General features: G+C 41.6%; 17 protein-coding genes and 1 pseudogene. 13 read left to right on the plus strand and 5 right to left on the minus strand.

What is annotated here, in order from left to right:
• The 3 genes from V7L12_RS12770 to V7L12_RS12780 form a co-directional block, all read right to left on the minus strand.
• A partial coding sequence (locus tag V7L12_RS12770; protein WP_335084597.1) for a DUF4277 domain-containing protein occupies positions 1–331 on the minus strand: 331 nt, incomplete at its 3' end.
• Between the two features lie 1,471 nt (positions 332–1,802).
• The gene (locus V7L12_RS12775; RefSeq protein ID WP_335084598.1) at positions 1,803–2,345 is read right to left on the minus strand and encodes an ImmA/IrrE family metallo-endopeptidase; all 543 of its coding nucleotides are present in this window, start codon (positions 2,343–2,345) and stop codon (positions 1,803–1,805) included.
• An 8-nt stretch (positions 2,346–2,353) separates the two neighbouring features.
• Positions 2,354–2,728: a helix-turn-helix domain-containing protein gene (locus V7L12_RS12780; RefSeq protein WP_335084599.1), complete on the minus strand. Its 375-nt coding sequence runs from the start codon at positions 2,726–2,728 to the stop codon at positions 2,354–2,356.
• A 139-nt stretch (positions 2,729–2,867) separates the two neighbouring features.
• On the opposite strand from V7L12_RS12780, the gene V7L12_RS12785 reads away from it, so the two are divergent.
• The 4 genes from V7L12_RS12785 to V7L12_RS12800 are packed head-to-tail and all read left to right on the plus strand — an operon-like array spanning position 2,868 to position 6,244.
• Positions 2,868–4,019 (plus strand): restriction endonuclease-related protein, encoded by a 1,152-nt coding sequence (locus V7L12_RS12785; RefSeq protein WP_335084600.1) that lies wholly within the window; start codon positions 2,868–2,870, stop codon positions 4,017–4,019.
• A gap of 13 nt (positions 4,020–4,032) precedes the next feature.
• Positions 4,033–4,926 (plus strand): hypothetical protein, encoded by an 894-nt coding sequence (locus tag V7L12_RS12790; protein ID WP_335084601.1) that lies wholly within the window; start codon positions 4,033–4,035, stop codon positions 4,924–4,926.
• Between the two features lie 5 nt (positions 4,927–4,931).
• Complete coding sequence (locus tag V7L12_RS12795) at positions 4,932–5,543, plus strand: hypothetical protein (protein ID WP_335084602.1); 612 nt, start codon at positions 4,932–4,934, stop codon at positions 5,541–5,543.
• Positions 5,519–6,244 (plus strand): RNaseH domain-containing protein, encoded by a 726-nt coding sequence (locus V7L12_RS12800; RefSeq protein WP_335084603.1) that lies wholly within the window; start codon positions 5,519–5,521, stop codon positions 6,242–6,244. Before V7L12_RS12795 ends, V7L12_RS12800 begins: the two co-directional genes overlap by 25 nt.
• A 182-nt stretch (positions 6,245–6,426) precedes the next feature.
• Here V7L12_RS12800 and V7L12_RS12805 read toward each other — a convergent pair.
• Together V7L12_RS12805 and V7L12_RS12810 are read right to left on the minus strand one after the other, a co-directional pair.
• A pseudogene (locus V7L12_RS12805) lies at positions 6,427–7,773 on the minus strand (LLM class flavin-dependent oxidoreductase).
• A 449-nt stretch (positions 7,774–8,222) separates the two neighbouring features.
• On the minus strand, positions 8,223–8,513 hold the full coding sequence (locus tag V7L12_RS12810) for a hypothetical protein (protein WP_335084753.1): 291 nt from the start codon (positions 8,511–8,513) through the stop codon (positions 8,223–8,225).
• A gap of 311 nt (positions 8,514–8,824) precedes the next feature.
• Between V7L12_RS12810 and V7L12_RS12815 the strand changes: the two genes are divergently transcribed.
• From V7L12_RS12815 to V7L12_RS12855, 9 genes are all read left to right on the plus strand, one after another.
• On the plus strand, positions 8,825–9,172 hold the full coding sequence (locus V7L12_RS12815; protein ID WP_335084604.1) for an LLM class flavin-dependent oxidoreductase: 348 nt from the start codon (positions 8,825–8,827) through the stop codon (positions 9,170–9,172).
• A 464-nt stretch (positions 9,173–9,636) separates the two neighbouring features.
• On the plus strand, positions 9,637–11,307 hold the full coding sequence (locus V7L12_RS12820; protein WP_335084605.1) for an FAD-binding protein: 1,671 nt from the start codon (positions 9,637–9,639) through the stop codon (positions 11,305–11,307).
• 13 nt (positions 11,308–11,320) lie between these two features.
• Complete coding sequence (locus tag V7L12_RS12825) at positions 11,321–11,662, plus strand: 4Fe-4S binding protein (protein ID WP_334718286.1); 342 nt, start codon at positions 11,321–11,323, stop codon at positions 11,660–11,662.
• 105 nt (positions 11,663–11,767) lie between these two features.
• A complete protein-coding gene (locus tag V7L12_RS12830; protein WP_335084606.1) occupies positions 11,768–11,923 on the plus strand; it encodes an SDR family oxidoreductase in 156 nt (51 codons plus the stop codon).
• 136 nt (positions 11,924–12,059) lie between these two features.
• Positions 12,060–13,118 carry a sulfonate ABC transporter substrate-binding protein gene (locus tag V7L12_RS12835; protein WP_335084607.1) on the plus strand — a complete coding sequence of 353 codons (1,059 nt, stop codon included), beginning with the start codon at positions 12,060–12,062 and terminating at the stop codon, positions 13,116–13,118.
• A gap of 26 nt (positions 13,119–13,144) precedes the next feature.
• The gene (locus V7L12_RS12840; protein ID WP_335084608.1) at positions 13,145–14,854 is read left to right on the plus strand and encodes a fumarate reductase/succinate dehydrogenase flavoprotein subunit; all 1,710 of its coding nucleotides are present in this window, start codon (positions 13,145–13,147) and stop codon (positions 14,852–14,854) included.
• Positions 14,855–15,021: 167 nt separating this feature from the next.
• The gene (locus V7L12_RS12845; protein ID WP_335084609.1) at positions 15,022–15,525 is read left to right on the plus strand and encodes a GNAT family N-acetyltransferase; all 504 of its coding nucleotides are present in this window, start codon (positions 15,022–15,024) and stop codon (positions 15,523–15,525) included.
• A gap of 219 nt (positions 15,526–15,744) precedes the next feature.
• Positions 15,745–16,545 carry a class I SAM-dependent methyltransferase gene (locus V7L12_RS12850; protein ID WP_335084610.1) on the plus strand — a complete coding sequence of 267 codons (801 nt, stop codon included), beginning with the start codon at positions 15,745–15,747 and terminating at the stop codon, positions 16,543–16,545.
• A 24-nt stretch (positions 16,546–16,569) separates the two neighbouring features.
• On the plus strand, positions 16,570–17,034 hold the full coding sequence (locus V7L12_RS12855; RefSeq protein WP_335084611.1) for a GNAT family N-acetyltransferase: 465 nt from the start codon (positions 16,570–16,572) through the stop codon (positions 17,032–17,034).
• Positions 17,035–17,099 lie beyond the last annotated feature (65 nt).

Consider the following 17,099-nt stretch of genomic DNA (forward strand, 5'->3'; position numbering starts at 1 on the left):
AAAATACTGTATCTAGTCCTTTTATAAATAATTTATCTAAGATTCTCCCCAGCTTATCATCATTGAGGTATTCTGGTTTTACTCCTGCACCAATTAAGTGTTCACAAGCGATTACTTCAAAGAACTTTGGGAACATATATAAAGGCTGTGACATCAGACTTAAGCCGTTTAAAATCATTGCCTTTACCACCTGACCCGCACTGACTTTTTCTCCTGGCTCTGACCCTAGTAAATTATTAATTATTTCTACAATCCCAATTGAATCTACTATTCCTGCTACTATCCCTAAATGGTCAATCTTCTCAAATTTAATGTCTTTGGCACTAAACATGGCAACAGAAATTCCACAAAAACATCTGTTGAAATTTTCTCCTGATTATCTTGATTCAAAACGTTTTTTTATCTTTTTATAGTCATTGAGGATAAAGCTTTCAATGATTTGGAACCAATTTTGCCATCAAAATAACCTAAGAACTCAAATTTTGTACTTAGTCGTAAATATTCAACTGTATCTCTAAATTAATCATAGTAATTCCTATTTAGCTCTAATAAATCCTAGTCAATTCTCCCAATCATTAGTTCTTATGTACTAAATAGATCCGTTTCTTTGGGGTGTGACAGTTATGGGTGCGGAATGTGGGATAAAACACGGTCATGTAAAATTTCAAGTTCTTTTACCGTAGGCAACCCAACAGACTGTTTTGCTGCCTAATCAGATGTCTGATGCAACTCCCTTTGCCGTGTAATACTTGGTTGAGGCTCGTTTTCCCCTTGAGTGGGAGCTAAGCTCGACTTTATCCAAAATTAAGAACTCGGTTTTCTTTCTCCGGCAAAAACCCTAGCTTTAATTACGATTTTATTGTTGTCAGAAGGATTGTACGAGGAAAAAGAATTTAGCAAAAGTGAACCAATTGTCTCTGCAACTTTCCCGGAAATAGCGCTTACAGTTGAACAAGTGTTAGCTGTGGATAATGTTGGTTAGAAAATAGCGATGTTTAGATTTGGCTGCGCCTACGCAGTTCCTGGTAATTGGTACTAAAAACTGTAAAAATCAGGTTCTGTCTCAGGGTCACTCAACATGGTGGTAGTACAAAAACAACAGTTAATCTTTAGATAACAGCCATTAGGTTTTCCACAGAGAGACGATCACATAATTCCCAAAATCAGTTTTACAGGTTAGGTTTGTATTTGGAGTGCGATCGCAACCAAAAAACCTCATAACACATCAATAATAGGAACAATCTTGCTTGCGATCACTATGCCTGAGATTATTTTTTCTGATCAGGGGCACAGGGGAATGGACGCAAGCTAAAGAAATAGTACTACATATCGTCTCGAATATCCTAATTGTCCTAAAGCATTGTAACGATGAGCTATTTTACCAAGGAGTAGAAAAGGGCAAAGGGTTCATAGGTAAAGAAAGTACGATCATAAGCCTCATCCCTTACAACAATAGGTTAAAACCTTTGCCTATTAAGCTTTCCGAAAGTTGTACAACTTTTTTATTTTTTTTTAGATGTTAGCATGATAAAATTGTACAACTTTATTTTTTCAAAATTTCTGAGTAGCTAACGATAGAATAATGCTTATAGGCGCTTAAATTATACAATTTTTTTATATTTCTACAATATTCAATCTATAACTTCAAAGTTCTTGGGTAGTATTATGAGTGAAAGTAGCAACCTATTTCCAACTTCCTATCCGGCAAATATCTTCAGAAATGTCACAAAATGCCAGGAAATTGTTGAGAAAATTTTAAATTAGAGTTAGCTTCAGAAGGTGCAAAATTTCTTATACAACGTTTATCTAATATTTACTCCAGTGAGATTGCTACGGAATCGCACCATTTCCTCACTTGCATTAAAATGTACTGCTATCTGTGTCTGCGTCATTTGGCGTTGAACAGCCCAGAGTAAACCCCTGCGTGGAATTTGAAAACACCCACCTAAATAAGTTGCTTCATCTTCATCGGTCTGTCGGCGCAGAGGAAGCCCGGTATTTGGATCAAAGCGGACAATTTTATGTCTTAATAGCAGGTGCCCAAACTCGTGCATCAGGTTCGACTCGCGTCGCGCGGGAGTATGGCGTGGATTGTTGACAATCCAGAGTGGGTTTTGATTAATAATTCCTGCTGACCATTGGTCGCTATCGAGCAATACCGCTACTACACAAAGGTCTAAGCTGGGAATCTGTTCAGGTGTCAAAATTTTTGCATTCAGTTTAGCCGCCAGTACATCTGCTGGTAATGGGTCAAATGCCCGTAAATTTAATAAACTACGTTGCTCGGTAGCAATTCCTTCACACCTTTGCCTAAACTCAGTTGGTAATTTCTCTGTTAGTGTCATGATTCTTTTTAATCCGGCTGTTGGTTGTCGCTTTGTTGAGAATTATTGCGATACGCTGCTTTGACTAACTCTGCTAGTGCATTGGCGATCGCCGGATCGAGTTTTTTAGATGCTCGCAATTGAATTTCTATTGTCTCTAATGTGTTTGAGTCGGAGGAAGCTTCGGATTCTTCTGTTTTCTTAAATAGTTCAGCAGGCGACACTTGCAGCCAATCGCAAAGTACTAAAAAGGTTTCCATATCGGGCATTTTGCCATTTTCTACCCGTGAGACTGTAGAAGAACTAACATTACCTATTTCTTTAGCTGTGTCTCGCAGCCCTTTGCCCCCTCGCTTCGTCTTCACCATTGCAGCCAATAAAACTGTGTCTAAGTTGTATCCCATGCGTACTTACTGTTTCATTTATGAAACGTGTTTCTTTATTGTCTCACATCAGCTATAGTTGTTATGTGTTCTTAAAATGACACTGTTTCACTAAAGAAACAGAATATCCAAAGCTTGCTTTATACAAAGGAGGTACTCCTTGGATAATAGCGAAATAATCATATTTGATTTGTTGGTTGTTGGTTTAGCAGAGTTTTTTCGTCCAGATACTCAATACCAACTCCCTAAATACCCATACCCTGATTTCTTACAGCGTGCCTCCAATACTCTGGCATTGAAGATGACAACTTTTCTTTATCCACGTACTTTAGAAGGTCTTTTGGCTCTTTTAGAAAAACCTTTGCAAACATGGTATCCACTGGTAATTCCGAAGGAGTTTGACTCAGAATATGGTTTGATATACGATAGAGCGCTAAGTGAGGAAGCAAGCCAGTATTTTTACGAACAGTTGATAAAACGAGGGCAACTTGCTGAGTTTGCTTCTGTGAAAGTACAACAAATTGCATTGGAGAACTTTCAGTTTCTGAGATTGCTGGACAAGCTGCAACAAGCCAATGAACAGGATGCTGAACGCTCTCAAAGGGAATATGTTTTGCTGCGTCAATTTCTAATTACGAATCCTTACACTACTTTAGGGCAGCTTCGTAACACCTTTTCTCAAACGCGTTATATCTCTATTGATGATGTCGGCGAACTGTACGAAGACTGTAAAGAAAATGAATCTTATTGGTGCTGCGATCGCTGTGGCCCTTTAATTAAAAAACATGGACATTTACGTGGCATTAAACCAAGCGTCTGCAATGACCATCGTAAAAACTTGTCCCATGTCCGGCGCATTTCTGGGAAGCAAGGTCTGCGTCGTCTCAAGTTTGGCATTCACTGGCGTGTCTGTTTGCCTGGAATCCCAGAGATCCGTCTATTCCATGCTTTAGAAAAGCTGCATAAACAACAGTCAGAATATCTTTGCGAAGTTCAACTGTGGCCTGGTATTGACCGTTACGACCTGCAACTACGTTTTGGTGACGGCTCAGTGTGGGCTGTAGATATCAAAGACTACCGAAATCCGTATGATTTGGCTTTGCAACTGAAGCCGATATTTGGAGAAGGCGATTTGCACTATAACGAAAGTTTTTATGTTATTCCTAGCCATCGTTTGCATCAGCGCCAAGATTACATCGAAATTCTGCGTGAAGAAGCAACAGGATTGCCAAAAAGCACCCATCTTTTCAGCGATACAGCTTTTGAAGAACGAGTCAGCGCCAAGATAATGCACCTGAGTAAAGGGAAATAGCATTATCAGTCAAATGACATTATTTAAGCCACCTGATATTTTGACAGAACGCTTAAAGGAATTGAAAGATAACTCTGAGCTAGATCGAGAGCAAGCCCAATTATTACTTCAGGTAGAACTTGGCTTTGCCTTGATGGAGCGTTTAGAAATCGATGATGAACCAGTAACAGCAGTTTGGGCAATACTCAGTGGTATGCCTTTGCGACACCCACGTTTACAAAACTTAGATGAGTTGCAACGGCGTGCAGTTGCTAACGCTCGGCAAATTATTCCGTTTTCTGCACGTTTTGAATGGTTGGGGGCATTACGTTTCTACATCCGCAATATTCCGCAAAATAGACGTAACTATGATTTTGATATCCAGGATTTAGATTCTCAGATTATTCATGCTGCGAAACATCATCCTCATCCACATGATACTCAGGCGATCGCTCAAGAAATCAACCGTCGTGCCTTGGATTGGATAGAAGATGCGAATTTCATTGCTTGGGAAGGAGACGGAATTTTAGGACGTGCGGAAGCCGTACGTCGGTTGGCTGCGTGTTACTGGCGATCGGTAGAACATCGTTCTTATTATAAAACACTGCGTGCAAATGAAGAGTTACGCGCCTTTCCCCGTCAAGATTTAGCCGCAACCACTGCTGGTGTAATTGTTCAAGCTGTAGGTCGTCTTTTACGTGGAGGTGTTCTTTTTCACGCTTACTTTGTTGATGCTGCTTGGGCACCAAACTATGCCAAAGAACAACAGCCGGATACACCGCGTACCAGCTTGCTAGCAGCAATCATTGATTTGCTTTGTGAATATGTTAATGAAGATGTTATCAGTCAAGCTTTATACCAATCAATAGCAGATGCTTTGGCTGATATCGATGGCTTCAGCTGGGAAATAGACGCAAGAGATAGATAAAGAGTATGACTAGTAAAACTATACCAGCAAATATTTTGCTACCTGCTCGCATGAGCCTGGTAACAGATGCCTTTGCCAACCTAGAAATTGCTGTGCTGACATTCCCTTTTGTTCAGGAGGTAGCAGACTTTCGCCGCGATATGGAACGAGTACTGTTTCGTGGTAACAATAAAAAAGAGGTTTGGACACCGTATCGTCAGTTAAATAATGCTCTGCTTGCCTGTGCATCTACACTTACATACGGTTTTGAGTTCCTTAGCTCAAATGAAGAAACCAAGCTTCCTTTTCCTTTATATCAGGCCTTAGCAGTGGGAACGCCAGAGAACCCATTGAAGACTCCCACACCCCAGCAAATACATCAATTAGTGATAATTTGGGCGCATGAGTGGATGAAGCAGTATCGTGACAACGGTAAAACAGATGAAGTGAACAGTGTGTGCGATCGCTTTCTCGAAAGGATAGCTGTAATACCGCCAGATTGGAAGTGGCAACCCATCAAGCCGGAAACACTTGTGCGTGATATTAACGCAGAGAGAGGATTAGGATTTCAAGCTATTCCTAGTCTTCTCGCAACAATATTGCATGGTAAAAAGTGCATCATTGTAAAATCAAGTTGAACGGCACGGAATTAGTAGAGTTTGTTACACGCGTACTAACCAAAGATTTAGACCGACCAACTATTGTTCTAATTGAAGCTGAAGGGTGGCGTAACGGACGTGGCGAAGACAATGATGGCAAAATCTGGCCCCTGTTGCAAAATGAGAACCTTCTAGCAAAACGCAACGTTCTCGACTTCTGCCATGTTCCTGGTAACACTTGCGAGTATAAGCGTGACAATAAACAACTACAGAACTTATTAGCAATAATTCGTATTCGCATTGGTAAAGAAACACCGCAGTACATTACCAATCGAGAAGCTTGGAACCAAGATTGTCCAGCACGAGATTTTCAACATCTGAGCAGTTTTTACGATAAGTCAGCACCAGAACTACTACATTACTTCTCTGTGGGAAGGCTACCAAAAACACAGAAGGCGCAAGATGAAATGCCAATACCCGAACTTTATAAACTTGGGTTCCAAGAGGATAAATACGGTGCTAACATTCCATTCAAACATCAACAGATGGTGGAGATGGTGCCGTTCTTTGTACACCCAGATTTTCAGACAGAAGAAGCTTTAAAGGCACTATGTCGAGTACCTCACTATTTAAGATGTTCACCTGCTTGGTCTATGGGAAATATCATCTTGCCATACCCAATGCATTTAGGCCAGGAAATCATAGAAGATCATCTGTGCATACTTGGTGTAAATTTATAAATTTAACGTAAGGCATAACGAAAGGAATTTGTTATGCCTCATATTCCTCAAACTCTGAGCGATCGCTAGAACAACTTCGACCCAGGTTATTACTAGCTGACTCGGTTGGGCTAGGGAAAACCATACAGGTTGGCATGATTCTAACTGGGAAAAGAGATTTTCATCACATTGTTGTGTGATGTCTAGCTGACAGACGCTGTGGTGGTCTGGAAAAAGCAGTTGGCGGGGCGTGCCAGTCCCAGATTTTCGCGCAGCGTCTTGCCCTCATAGTCGTGGCGGAAAATCCCACGCCGTTGAAGTTCTGGCACAACCTTGTCCACAAAGTCATTCAGCCCTTCAGGAAGAAAAGGGAACATGACGTTGAAGCCGTCAGACCCTGACTCTATGAGCCATTGCTCCATATCATCGGCGATCGTTTGGGGTGTGCCGATGAAGGCCAGCCCGCCGTAACTGCCGATGCGTTGAGCTAGCTGTCGAATGGTCAGGTTTTCGCGTTGCGCCAGCGCGATCACTCGTTCGCGTGAGGTCTGTCCGGCGTTAGTCTGCGGGATTTCCGGTAAGGGACCGTCTGGATCAAAGCGCGAAACATCGTAGCCAAGTGCGCTATTCAAGCTCGCGATCCCACTGTCATAATGTACTAAGCTGTCCAAATGAAGACGCTTGGCACGCGCTTCTACAACGGTTTCACCCACGATCACCAAGACACCTGGAAGAATTTTGATGCTATCTGGATCACGTCCGATCGCCTGTACACGACCCTTAATGTCAGCAAAGAATGCCTTTCCTACTTCCAAATTGCTGGCTGATGCAAACACGACCTCGGCGGTTGCGGCGGCCAGTTGACGACCTGCTTCGGAAGCTCCCGCCTGGACGATCACCGGCCAACCCTGGACAGGTCTGGCGATGTTCAATGGCCCCTGCACCGAGAGATGTTTTCCTTTATGACCTAGAACGTGAATTTTTGCAGGATCGAAATAAATCCCTGATTCCACATCTCGAATGAACGCATCGTCAGCGAAGGAATCCCAAAGGCCCGTCACGACATCATAAAATTCCCTAGCCCGCACGTAGCGTTCGTCATGATCTACCTCCTCTTCTAATCCAAAGTTGAGCGCTGCCTCTGGATTTGATGTGGTGACGATGTTCTAGCCAGCGCGACCGCCACTGATATGGTCGAGAGACGCGAAGCGGCGAGCAATGTGGTAAGGCTGGTCATAGGTCGTGGAAGCGGTGGCTACCAGCCCAATGTGTTCGGTGACGCTGGCAAGGGCAGAAAGTAGGGTGAAAGGTTCAAAGGATGTGACAGTATGGCTGCGCTTCAGTGCGTTGATTGGCATATCCAGCACCGCTAAGTGGTCAGCCATGAAGAATGCGTCAAACTTGCCCTGCTCTAGTTTCTGGATGAATCGTTTCAGCGCTGGGAAGTTGAAATTAGCGTCAGGCAAAGCCCCAGGATAGCGCCAAGCGCCTGTATGTATGCTTACCGGGCGCATGAAAGCACCCAGTTTTAATTGCTTCGATCTGCTCATTAGCCCTCCGTATCATGTTTAGAATGCAGGGGCAACCGTCCCCTTGAGGTAGTTGTTGATTCTTAAAAATTTTTCGTCCGACTTTAACATCGAAATTATATCTAAAACAAACAAAAATATAGCTAAAATTCCAGATCAATTTATTTTAAAAATCTGACTTTGATAGATAAATATGATAGGCCTTAAACCTGACGTTTGTCGTGTGATTAGCGACTAAACTTTCAAAAGAATACCTCATAAAAAATAGTTAATAATAGCTAACAATCCTATAGTTATTACAAAATTAACCTGGCAATTATAAATATTACTAATTTATTGATAATTAGTAATATTTAAAATCTGAGAAAATCTGAAAAATTAATTGTGTTACTACGGTAAACCGTAGAAGTTAATCGTTCCTTATTTGGGAGCTTGTTTCAAATTAAAGCTTAAAGGGCAGTTTTTTATCATCAATCATTCACGCTCACAAGTTTGGGCAGTCTAGATATAGGGATATCCAAGAAGTAAGAAAGAACCTCTCGCCGCCAAGCATCATAAAGTATTAGCAAATCATCAATTTCAATACCAATAGCTTTTTGACTCAACTGCCAATGATCCCGAAGGTAAGGATTGCGTCGGCGTTGAACTTCTTCGTCTGTTGGTCGAGCAATGACAAAAGCTGACATGGCGAAGCCCAGAGGTTGAGAGCGAAATTTAGTTTTTTGAGTAACCTGAGCAATGGTTTCACGGATGACTTCAATCGGACGACCATTGAGGAAAAATGTATGCGCTTTTTTTGCAGCTAGTTCTTGGCTCGTGAGTAACTAGCATCACGAGGTTCAAGAGGATGGTTCATCACGCCGCAGTTGCCGTAAACGGGAATCCAAATCCCATAGCGTGGTTCAAACATAGTTTTCTAGAACCTTTGTAGTCGGGACTAAAACTTTATTCTTGCAACTAAAAATTTATACGGTAAATCGGTATACTTATAGTAGTATACTATGAGATTTGCATAGGTGAGCATAAAAAACAAGGTATATCTCCCCAGTCCCCATTTAATTTGGAGGCAAAAATGTCAGAACCACGCTACGGTATTTGGGTACCTGTTGGAGGTAACTTTGGCCCTCTCAATGCGCCAGATGAAGCGATTGATGCTAGTTATGAACGCACGCGATCGCTATTATTAGAAGCAGAACGCTTAGGATATGTCACAACCTTAGTCGCACAGCACCTTGCCAATCCCCGTAGTCTGGATTTACAACAGTTGGAAACTTGGACAGCTTGTGCGGCGTTGGCTGAAGCTACGGAAAGTATAGAAATTATCACCGCGATTAAACCTTTATTATTTCATCCAGCCGTTCTAGTCAAGAAGGCAGGAGGCAGTGTTTCGACTCCCTTCCCTACGGGACGCTACGCGTAGCTTGCTTCCCCGCAGGGGTACGACTTCTGCTCAGGGCAAGTTGCTCAACAACCAGGCAGGGGGCAGGAGGAAAGAATTAATCTTCCCTCTGTCATTCGGTTTCAAGTACACCAGTTCCAACCGGATAAGAAATTAAATTGTAACACTTAATGTTTGAAAAGCTAACAATTAGAGTATCATGTTAAATGTAATTTGCCGTACACTCTTTGTATATATTATCCAAACTCTATCTACTGCATAATTTAGTCAGACAAATCAGCGGGACCTCTGGTAGAGCTACCGCTAACGCAATTTTATAAACAAAAAGCAGATGAGCAAAACACGCCAGTATAGTAGCTCATTGTCCAAGATGATACCGATGACAAATTAAGTGGTGCTTAAAATGCAGGCGGGTGGATTTTTGCCTGTAAAGTCCGCTCACAGTGGCAAAAAAATATGTTGACTGCCAAAAAGGAGGAAAGGAATTGCTAACAGAAAATGAACTACAACTATCTGCTGATGTGCTGGTAATTGGTGGTGGCCCTGCTGCTGCATGGGCAGCATGGGCGGCTGCATCCCAAGGAGTCAAAGTCATCATTGTTGACAAAGGTTTTTTGGGTACAAGTGGTGCAGCCGCTGCCAGTGGTAACGGCATCATGGCTCCTTCTCCAGAGAATTGGGACAAAGTTTTATCGGAACGTTATCGCATAGGAAAAAACCTCGCTAACTCACGTTGGATCGAGCGTGTTATCGAAAAAACTTGGCTCAGTTTGCCCTTAGTGGAAGATTGGGGCTATCGTTTCCCCAAAGAAAATGGGGAATCTGTGCGCCAGAGTTATTATGGTCCTGAATATATGCGGGTACTTCGTAAAAACCTCTTGCGTGTTGGTGTGCAAATTTTCGACCAAAGTCCGGCTCTAGAACTTTTATTGGCTGACGATGGCTCAGTAGCTGGGGCAAGAGGTGTGCAGAGGCAACATCATCGTACCTATACTGTTCGTACTGGTGCAGTAGTCTTAGCGAATGGCGGTTGTGCATTCTTGAGTAAAGCATTAGGGTGCAATACCAATACAGGTGATGGGCTGCTGATGGCAGTGGAAGCTGGTGGCGAACTCTCTAGTATGGAAGCTTCCAATCACTATGCAATTTCGACTGCTTTTAATGCCACAGTGACGCGGGGTGTTCCCTTTGGCTGGGCTAGTTACACTGATGAAGCGGGTAACGATCTTGGTGGCTATGTCGATGGTCGTCGTGATCCATCGTTCCTTCCCAATGCCCTCCTGAAAGGCTCCGTTTATGCCCGTTTGGATAAAGCCACACCTGAAGTCAAGGCAATAATTGAAAAGTCTCATTTCATCTCTTTTCTACCCTATAAAAAAGCTGACATTGACCCCTATACAGAACGAGTGCCTGTAACACTAATTTTAGAAGGTACAGTCCGTGGTACAGGTGGAATCCGTTTGACCGATGATAGTTGCGGTACAAAGGTTCCTGGCCTCTACGCCGCCGGTGATGCAGCATCGCGGGAGTTTCTAGCCGGGTTAGCTTCTGGAGGCGGTGGCCCCAATGCTGCTTGGGCAATCTCCACAGGACAATGGGCTGGAGTTGGGGCAGCTACCTTTGCGAAAAGTTTGGGCGCTCAAGCAAATGAACGGGTTGCGCGTCCTGCTGGTCAAGTGGGATTGCGATCGCCTATGGCGGGGCGTAGCCCATCGCCTTCACCATCTTCTGAAACATTCGATAGTGAGGCGATCGTGCGCGGTGTACAAGCCCAGATGTTCCCGTTGGAGAAGAACTACTTGCGTTCTGAGCAGGGACTTCTGGATTCCCTCGCCAAATTAGAAACACTGTGGCAGCAAGTACAAGGGAACCCAAAACAAGATACAGTGCGCGATGTGGAATTTTCTCGTCGAGCGGCTGCTCTGACGGCTGTAGCGCGATGGGCATACTTTAGTGCTTTACATCGCACGGAAACACGCAGCGAACATATTCGTGTGGACTATCCCGAAACCGATCCAAATCAGCGTTATTACCAAGCAACAGGTGGCTTAGAAAGACTTTGGGTGAGACGTGATTGGATAACAGAACCGCAAAGCGTCTACGCTACACCACCAGCACTAACCACTCAAACCACACCCTCTGTATCAAAGTTGTAGTAGGAGCAGAATCATGATCGAGCTTGTCAGCCATAAACTCTGTATCAATTGCAATCTGTGCGTCCAAGTATGTCCTACTAATGTTTTTGACTCAGTACCGAACCAACCACCTGCGATCGCCCGACAGGAAGATTGTCAAACTTGTTTCATGTGTGAAGCATATTGTCCTGCGGATGCGCTCTATGTTGCGCCTGAATCTCACACCAATGTTGCAGTCAATGAGGATGATTTAATTGAAAGTGGCATCATGGGTGAATATCGTCGGATCTTAGGTTGGGGATATGGCAGAAAAAACAATAGTGAATTAGATACTGCTCATAAACTACGCCAACTGCCGCGCCCCTATCAAAGTTAGTTAAGTAAGCTTGATTCTTAGGAGAGGAATACAACTAAGAATCAAGCCTTTGCAGCAAGTTTTTGGTTAGATATCGGCTCAATACCACCCTGAAAAGTAATTTTTGTGACGTTATCAGAGTTTTCATTAGCTAGAAAAGTTGCCTTAGTAACTGGAGCGGGACAAGGTTTGGGACTTGTTGTGTTCTTCGCTTCTCCAGCCGCATCTTACATCACCGGACAGGTTTTAGCTGTTGATGGTGGCTACCTTTCCCATTTCTGATTAATTGTTTTAGCCGTAGACATACTTTTTCGGATCTTGCATTTGCAGCTTATCTATGTGAATATTCTATGAGTGAAATACGGCAAATTGCTCGATTTATCGTAGTATTTATATTGATTGTAGTTTAAATGTACTTATGTTCACTAAGTATTTACCACATCGACTGATAAAGATTGTCAGCAGCTTTCTTCAAAATTATGAAATATCCAGAATCGGCATATTTGCCTTATTCTTTACCTGTGGGTTAAGTTTGACTCTTGTGATATCTGCGTGTTCTGCCAACAATACAGGTAACTCTGTAGCAACACACACAGCAAATCAAGGTGTGGTAGTTCGTATCGGCTATCAAAAAGCGGCGACTATTCTCAGTGCTCTCAAAAACCGAGGTAATTTAGCGCAAACTTTAACGACTGCTGGTGCTTCGGTGACATGGGCAGAATTTCCCGCAGGCCCACCCATGCTAGAAGCAATGAACGCAGGTAGTATTGACTTTGGCTATACAGGTGAATCACCACCAATATTTGCCCAAGCCGGAGGTACTCCCTTGCTTTATGTTGCTTATGATCCTTGGGGTCCCAAAGCTGAAGCAATTATTGTACCGAAAGATTCACCAATTAAAACGGTTGCTGACCTTAAAGGGAAAAGAGTAGCCTTTGCTAAAGGCTCGAACACTAACTATCTTGTTGTCAAAGCTGTAGAAGCTGCCGGATTAAAGTATAGTGACATTCAACCAGCACATCTAACACCAGCAGATGCTCGTGCAGCATTTACTGGTGGTAACGTTGATGCTTGGGCAATTTGGGACCCTTACCTAGCAGCAGTTGAACACGACACAAAGGTTAGGACATTAACAGATGCGACAAATTTAGCACCGAATCGGGGTTACTATCTTGCGCGTCAAGAGTTTGTTAATTCTCATCCAGATTTGTTGAAAACCCTGTTAGATGAAGTCAGCAAAGTAGATAAATGGGCAACAAATAATCCAGAAGAAGTTGCCAAGTTTTTAGAACCAGAGTTAGGTATTCCCGCAGCAGCATTAGAAAATGCCGAAAAACGACGAAAGTATGGCGTTTTACCGCTAACAGATGAAGTAATCACTCAGCAACAAAACATTGCCGATACTTTTCACAAAATCAAGCTAGTTCCCAAGCAAATCCAAGTCAAAGATATCGTTTGGAACAGTAATAAATCTTAAAAGTTCCTCCCTATTCGCAAAAGCTTATGGACATCAACACCCAACAAATAAAAACTGATGTACTTGTCATCGGTGGTGGTACGGCCGGGACAATGGGTGGAATTAAAGCCAAACAAGCAAATCCTAATGCAGAGGTGCTGATTTTAGAAAAGGCTAACATCCGACGGAGTGGTGCGATCGCAATGGGTATGGATGGCGTGAATACCGCAGTCATTCCCGGTCATTCCACACCAGAACAATACGTGCGCGAAATCACCCTTGCTAACGATGGCATTGTCAACCAAAAAGCCGTTTATCAAACAGGCAAATTAGGTTACGAAGTCATCCAAGAATTAGAAAGTTGGGGTGTAAAATTTCAAAAAGATGCCCAAGGCAACTATGACTTAAAACAAGTGCATCGTGTGGGTAAATATGTCTTACCCATGCCAGAAGGTAAAGACCTCAAAACAATTCTCACCCGCCAAGTTAAACGCCACAAAGTCAAAGTCACAAATCGCGTCATGGCAACCCGTGTATTAGTCAAAGCAGGACGTGCTATTGGTGCAGTGGGATTTGATGTCAGAAACGGTGATTATATTGTCATTCAAGCTAAGGCAGTCATCCTATGTACAGGTGCTTGTGGCAGATTAGGATTACCTGCTTCTGGTTATCTCTACGGCACTTATGAAAATCCTACTAATGCTGGAGATGGCTATTCAATGGCTTATCATGCAGGTGCAGAACTTAGTAATATTGAATGCTTTCAAGTTAATCCTTTAATTAAAGATTACAACGGCCCCGCCTGTGCTTATGTCGCCGGTCCTTTTGGCGCTCATACTGCTAACGCCGAAGGAAATCGCTTCATTAGCTGTGACTATTGGAGTGGTCAAATGATGTTGGAAATCTGGAAAGAATTAAATTCTGGAAAAGGGCCAGTCCAATTGAAAATGACCCATTTGGATGAAGATACAATTGCAGAAATTGAATCCATACTTTGGGCGAATGAACGACCGAGTAGAGAACGTTTTCATCAAGGTAGAAATGAAGATTATCGCACTCACGGCGTAGAGATGCACATTTCTGAAATAGGCTTATGTAGCGGTCATAGTGCTTCTGGTGTGTGGGTAAATGAAAACGCTCAAACAACCATCCCAGGTTTATATGCAGCCGGAGATATGGCCAGCGTTCCCCATAATTACATGATTGGGGCATTTGTTTTTGGTCGCATAGCCGGAACTCATGCCATTGAATATATCCAAAATTTAGATTTTATTGAACCAGATACAGATTTTTTAGAAGCTGAAAAAGCCAGAATTTATGCACCTTTAACTCGTCCGAATGGTGTACCTCACACCCAGGTAGAATATAAATTAAGACGCTTAGTTAATGATTATCTACAACCACCAAAATCAGGTAATAAAATCGAGATTGGTTTAAAACATTTTGTGCAATATCAAGAAACATTAGATTTAATGGGCGCTCGTGACCCTCATGAATTGATGCGTAGTCTAGAAGTGCATTTTATTCGAGACTGTGCAGAAATGGCAGCCAGAGCATCATTATATCGTCAAGAAACTCGTTGGGGACTTTATCATTACCGTTTAGATTACCCCGAAAAGAATGATGATGAGTGGTTTTGTCATGTCAATTTAAAGAAAGATGAATCAAGACAAATGATATTGTTTAAGCGTCCTGTAGATACTTACATTGTGGAAGTAGATACAATTAAAGAATCGTATAGTGTTGCAGCTAAGTAATACCAATTCCAGAAAAAATGAAATAGATGCCTATGTTGGGTTAAACGTAGTGAAATCCAACAATTACAAGGCTTTGAGGTGTTGGATTTCATTCCTCAAACCACATCTTAGTTCCTAAGTAAATCCAAGTCAAAGACATTATTTGGAACGGTAACTCGTAATATATCATGTCAGAAGTTGTGAAGTTAGATATAAAAGTACGAAGTTGTCTGCCATCAGATGCAGAGAGCGTCTTAAAAGTACACCGAGCTGCAATTCATGAAACTGCTTCATCGTGTTATCCAAAAGAAATTATTCAAGATTGGGCATCTCCAATTACGCCCTCTAAAATCAAAGCCTTTGCAGACAACACTGTTGTTGGGGAAGAAACCCGAATTGTGGCAGAAATTAATGGTCGAATTGTGGGCTTCGGTGCAATTGTTGTCACTAAGAACGAACTACGTGCTGTGTACGTGTCTCCAAGTTTCGGTCGTTCTGGAGTAGGAAATGCAATACTTCAAGAGTTAGAGCGATTAGCACGTGAGCAAGGATTGTCGGAATTACATCTGAACGCTTCGCTTAACGCTGAATCGTTTTATCAAGTTAATGGTTATATGAATGAAGGTTTTGAAGAACATACCCTACGTTCTGGTCGAAAAATGCCATCTATTCGGATGATAAAAAAATTGTAATTAGAGTATTTGAAAATTCATTAGCAATTCAATAAATTTTCTAAAATGCTTGAATTAATTAATCCAACTTGTGATTTGTATTCAGAGTTTATTGATATGGTGGCGGAATATCAAAAGTTTATGATAAGTGAACTCTTGAAATTGCTAGAATTAGTTAATTAACAGATGTTTAATTTGTTCATTTAAAGTTCAATTTTAACTGGTTAATTTTCAATTATTTTGAGTAACTTTATAATCAATATGTCTATATATAATTCAATTGGTCAAAAATACTCAAAAACTCGCGTTCCTGATATCCGTATTGTCAATAAATTAATTGATTTACTCAATTTACCTAAAGGTAGGATTATTGCTGATATCGGCGCTGGGACTGGTGGATACAGCCTAGCGCTAGCTAATAAAGGATTTCTTGTTAATGCTGTTGAACCTTCTGTAGTTATGCAAAAACAAGCAGTAGAACATCAGCAAATTAAGTGGTTCACTGACTATGCAGAAAATTTACCTCTATCAGATAAGTCTGTTGATGCTGTTGTAAGTATCCTGGCAATTCATCACTTTTCTCATCTCGAAAAAGCTTTTCAGGAAATGCACAGAATAATTAGAGATGGGGCAATAATTTTGTTAACTTTTGATATTAGATTAGCTCAGAAGATATGGCTTTATGATTATTTTCCGTTTTTGTGGGAAGATGCGTTACGATTTTTACCACTTAACGAACAGGTTAATTTAATTCAGAGTAATACTAAAAGGCGTGTTGAAGCCATACCCCTTTTGTTACCATACGATTTATCTGATTTATTCGCAGCAGCAGGCTGGAGACGACCAGAGTTATATCTTCAACCAGAAGTACGTGCAGGAATATCATCTTTTGCTTTAGCTAATCAAGATTTAGCAGAGCAAGGAGTAAAGTTACTTGCAGCAGATTTAAGTAGTGGAGAATGGAGGAAAAAATATGGTGATATTCACAATTTGACAGAGATTGATATAGGCTATCGTTTTATCCGTGCAATGGATAATTAAATAATTGTAATTTAAAATTAAATTATGATAAACAAAGTTAGTGTAAGTGAGAAAATTAAAATTAGACAAGCTGAGATTAAAGATGTAGAAAGAATTGCTAGTCTTTGCGAACAACTTGAATATTCTGTGGCAAATCAACAAATAGAGCAGCGCCTTACTAAAATTAAAAATAACGATGCTCATATTGTGTATGTTGCCACTTTAGAAGATGAATATGTAATAGCTTGGGCGCACGCTCATATTTGTGACTCAATAGTTATTCCAACTCCAGTGATTATTTTAGGATTAGTTGTAGATAAAGATTATCGTCATAGTGGAATTGGACGTTTTTTAATGCAGCAAATTGAACAGTGGGCTTCTCTGGCTGGATGTGATAGTGTTTTCTTACGTTCTAATATTAAACGCAAAGAAGCTCACTTGTTTTATGAAAAAATTGGTTATACCAATATCAAGCAATCATTAACTTTTCAGAAAAAATTGATTCATTGAAAAATATGCAGTTAATTAATACATTTGCCACTCACCGTCTGCTTGCTGATCGTCTGCGATTTAAA

The sequence above is a fragment of the Nostoc sp. genome (assembly GCF_036918245.1).
Taxonomy (GTDB): domain Bacteria; phylum Cyanobacteriota; class Cyanobacteriia; order Cyanobacteriales; family Nostocaceae; genus Nostoc.

What these genes read in the sequence shown, in the direction of transcription:
- V7L12_RS12855 (WP_335084611.1), top strand. Translation starts at nt 16,570, where the DNA reads ATGATAAACAAAGTTAGTGTAAGTGAGAAAATTAAAATTAGACAAGCT.
- V7L12_RS12795 (WP_335084602.1), top strand. Translation starts at nt 4,932, where the DNA reads ATGACTAGTAAAACTATACCAGCAAATATTTTGCTACCTGCTCGCATG.
- V7L12_RS12815 (WP_335084604.1), top strand. Translation starts at nt 8,825, where the DNA reads ATGTCAGAACCACGCTACGGTATTTGGGTACCTGTTGGAGGTAACTTT.
- V7L12_RS12840 (WP_335084608.1), top strand. Translation starts at nt 13,145, where the DNA reads ATGGACATCAACACCCAACAAATAAAAACTGATGTACTTGTCATCGGT.
- V7L12_RS12825 (WP_334718286.1), top strand. Translation starts at nt 11,321, where the DNA reads ATGATCGAGCTTGTCAGCCATAAACTCTGTATCAATTGCAATCTGTGC.
- V7L12_RS12790 (WP_335084601.1), top strand. Translation starts at nt 4,033, where the DNA reads ATGACATTATTTAAGCCACCTGATATTTTGACAGAACGCTTAAAGGAA.
- V7L12_RS12835 (WP_335084607.1), top strand. Translation starts at nt 12,060, where the DNA reads ATGTTCACTAAGTATTTACCACATCGACTGATAAAGATTGTCAGCAGC.
- V7L12_RS12780 (WP_335084599.1), bottom strand. Translation starts at nt 2,728, where the DNA reads ATGGGATACAACTTAGACACAGTTTTATTGGCTGCAATGGTGAAGACG.
- V7L12_RS12775 (WP_335084598.1), bottom strand. Translation starts at nt 2,345, where the DNA reads ATGACACTAACAGAGAAATTACCAACTGAGTTTAGGCAAAGGTGTGAA.
- V7L12_RS12845 (WP_335084609.1), top strand. Translation starts at nt 15,022, where the DNA reads ATGTCAGAAGTTGTGAAGTTAGATATAAAAGTACGAAGTTGTCTGCCA.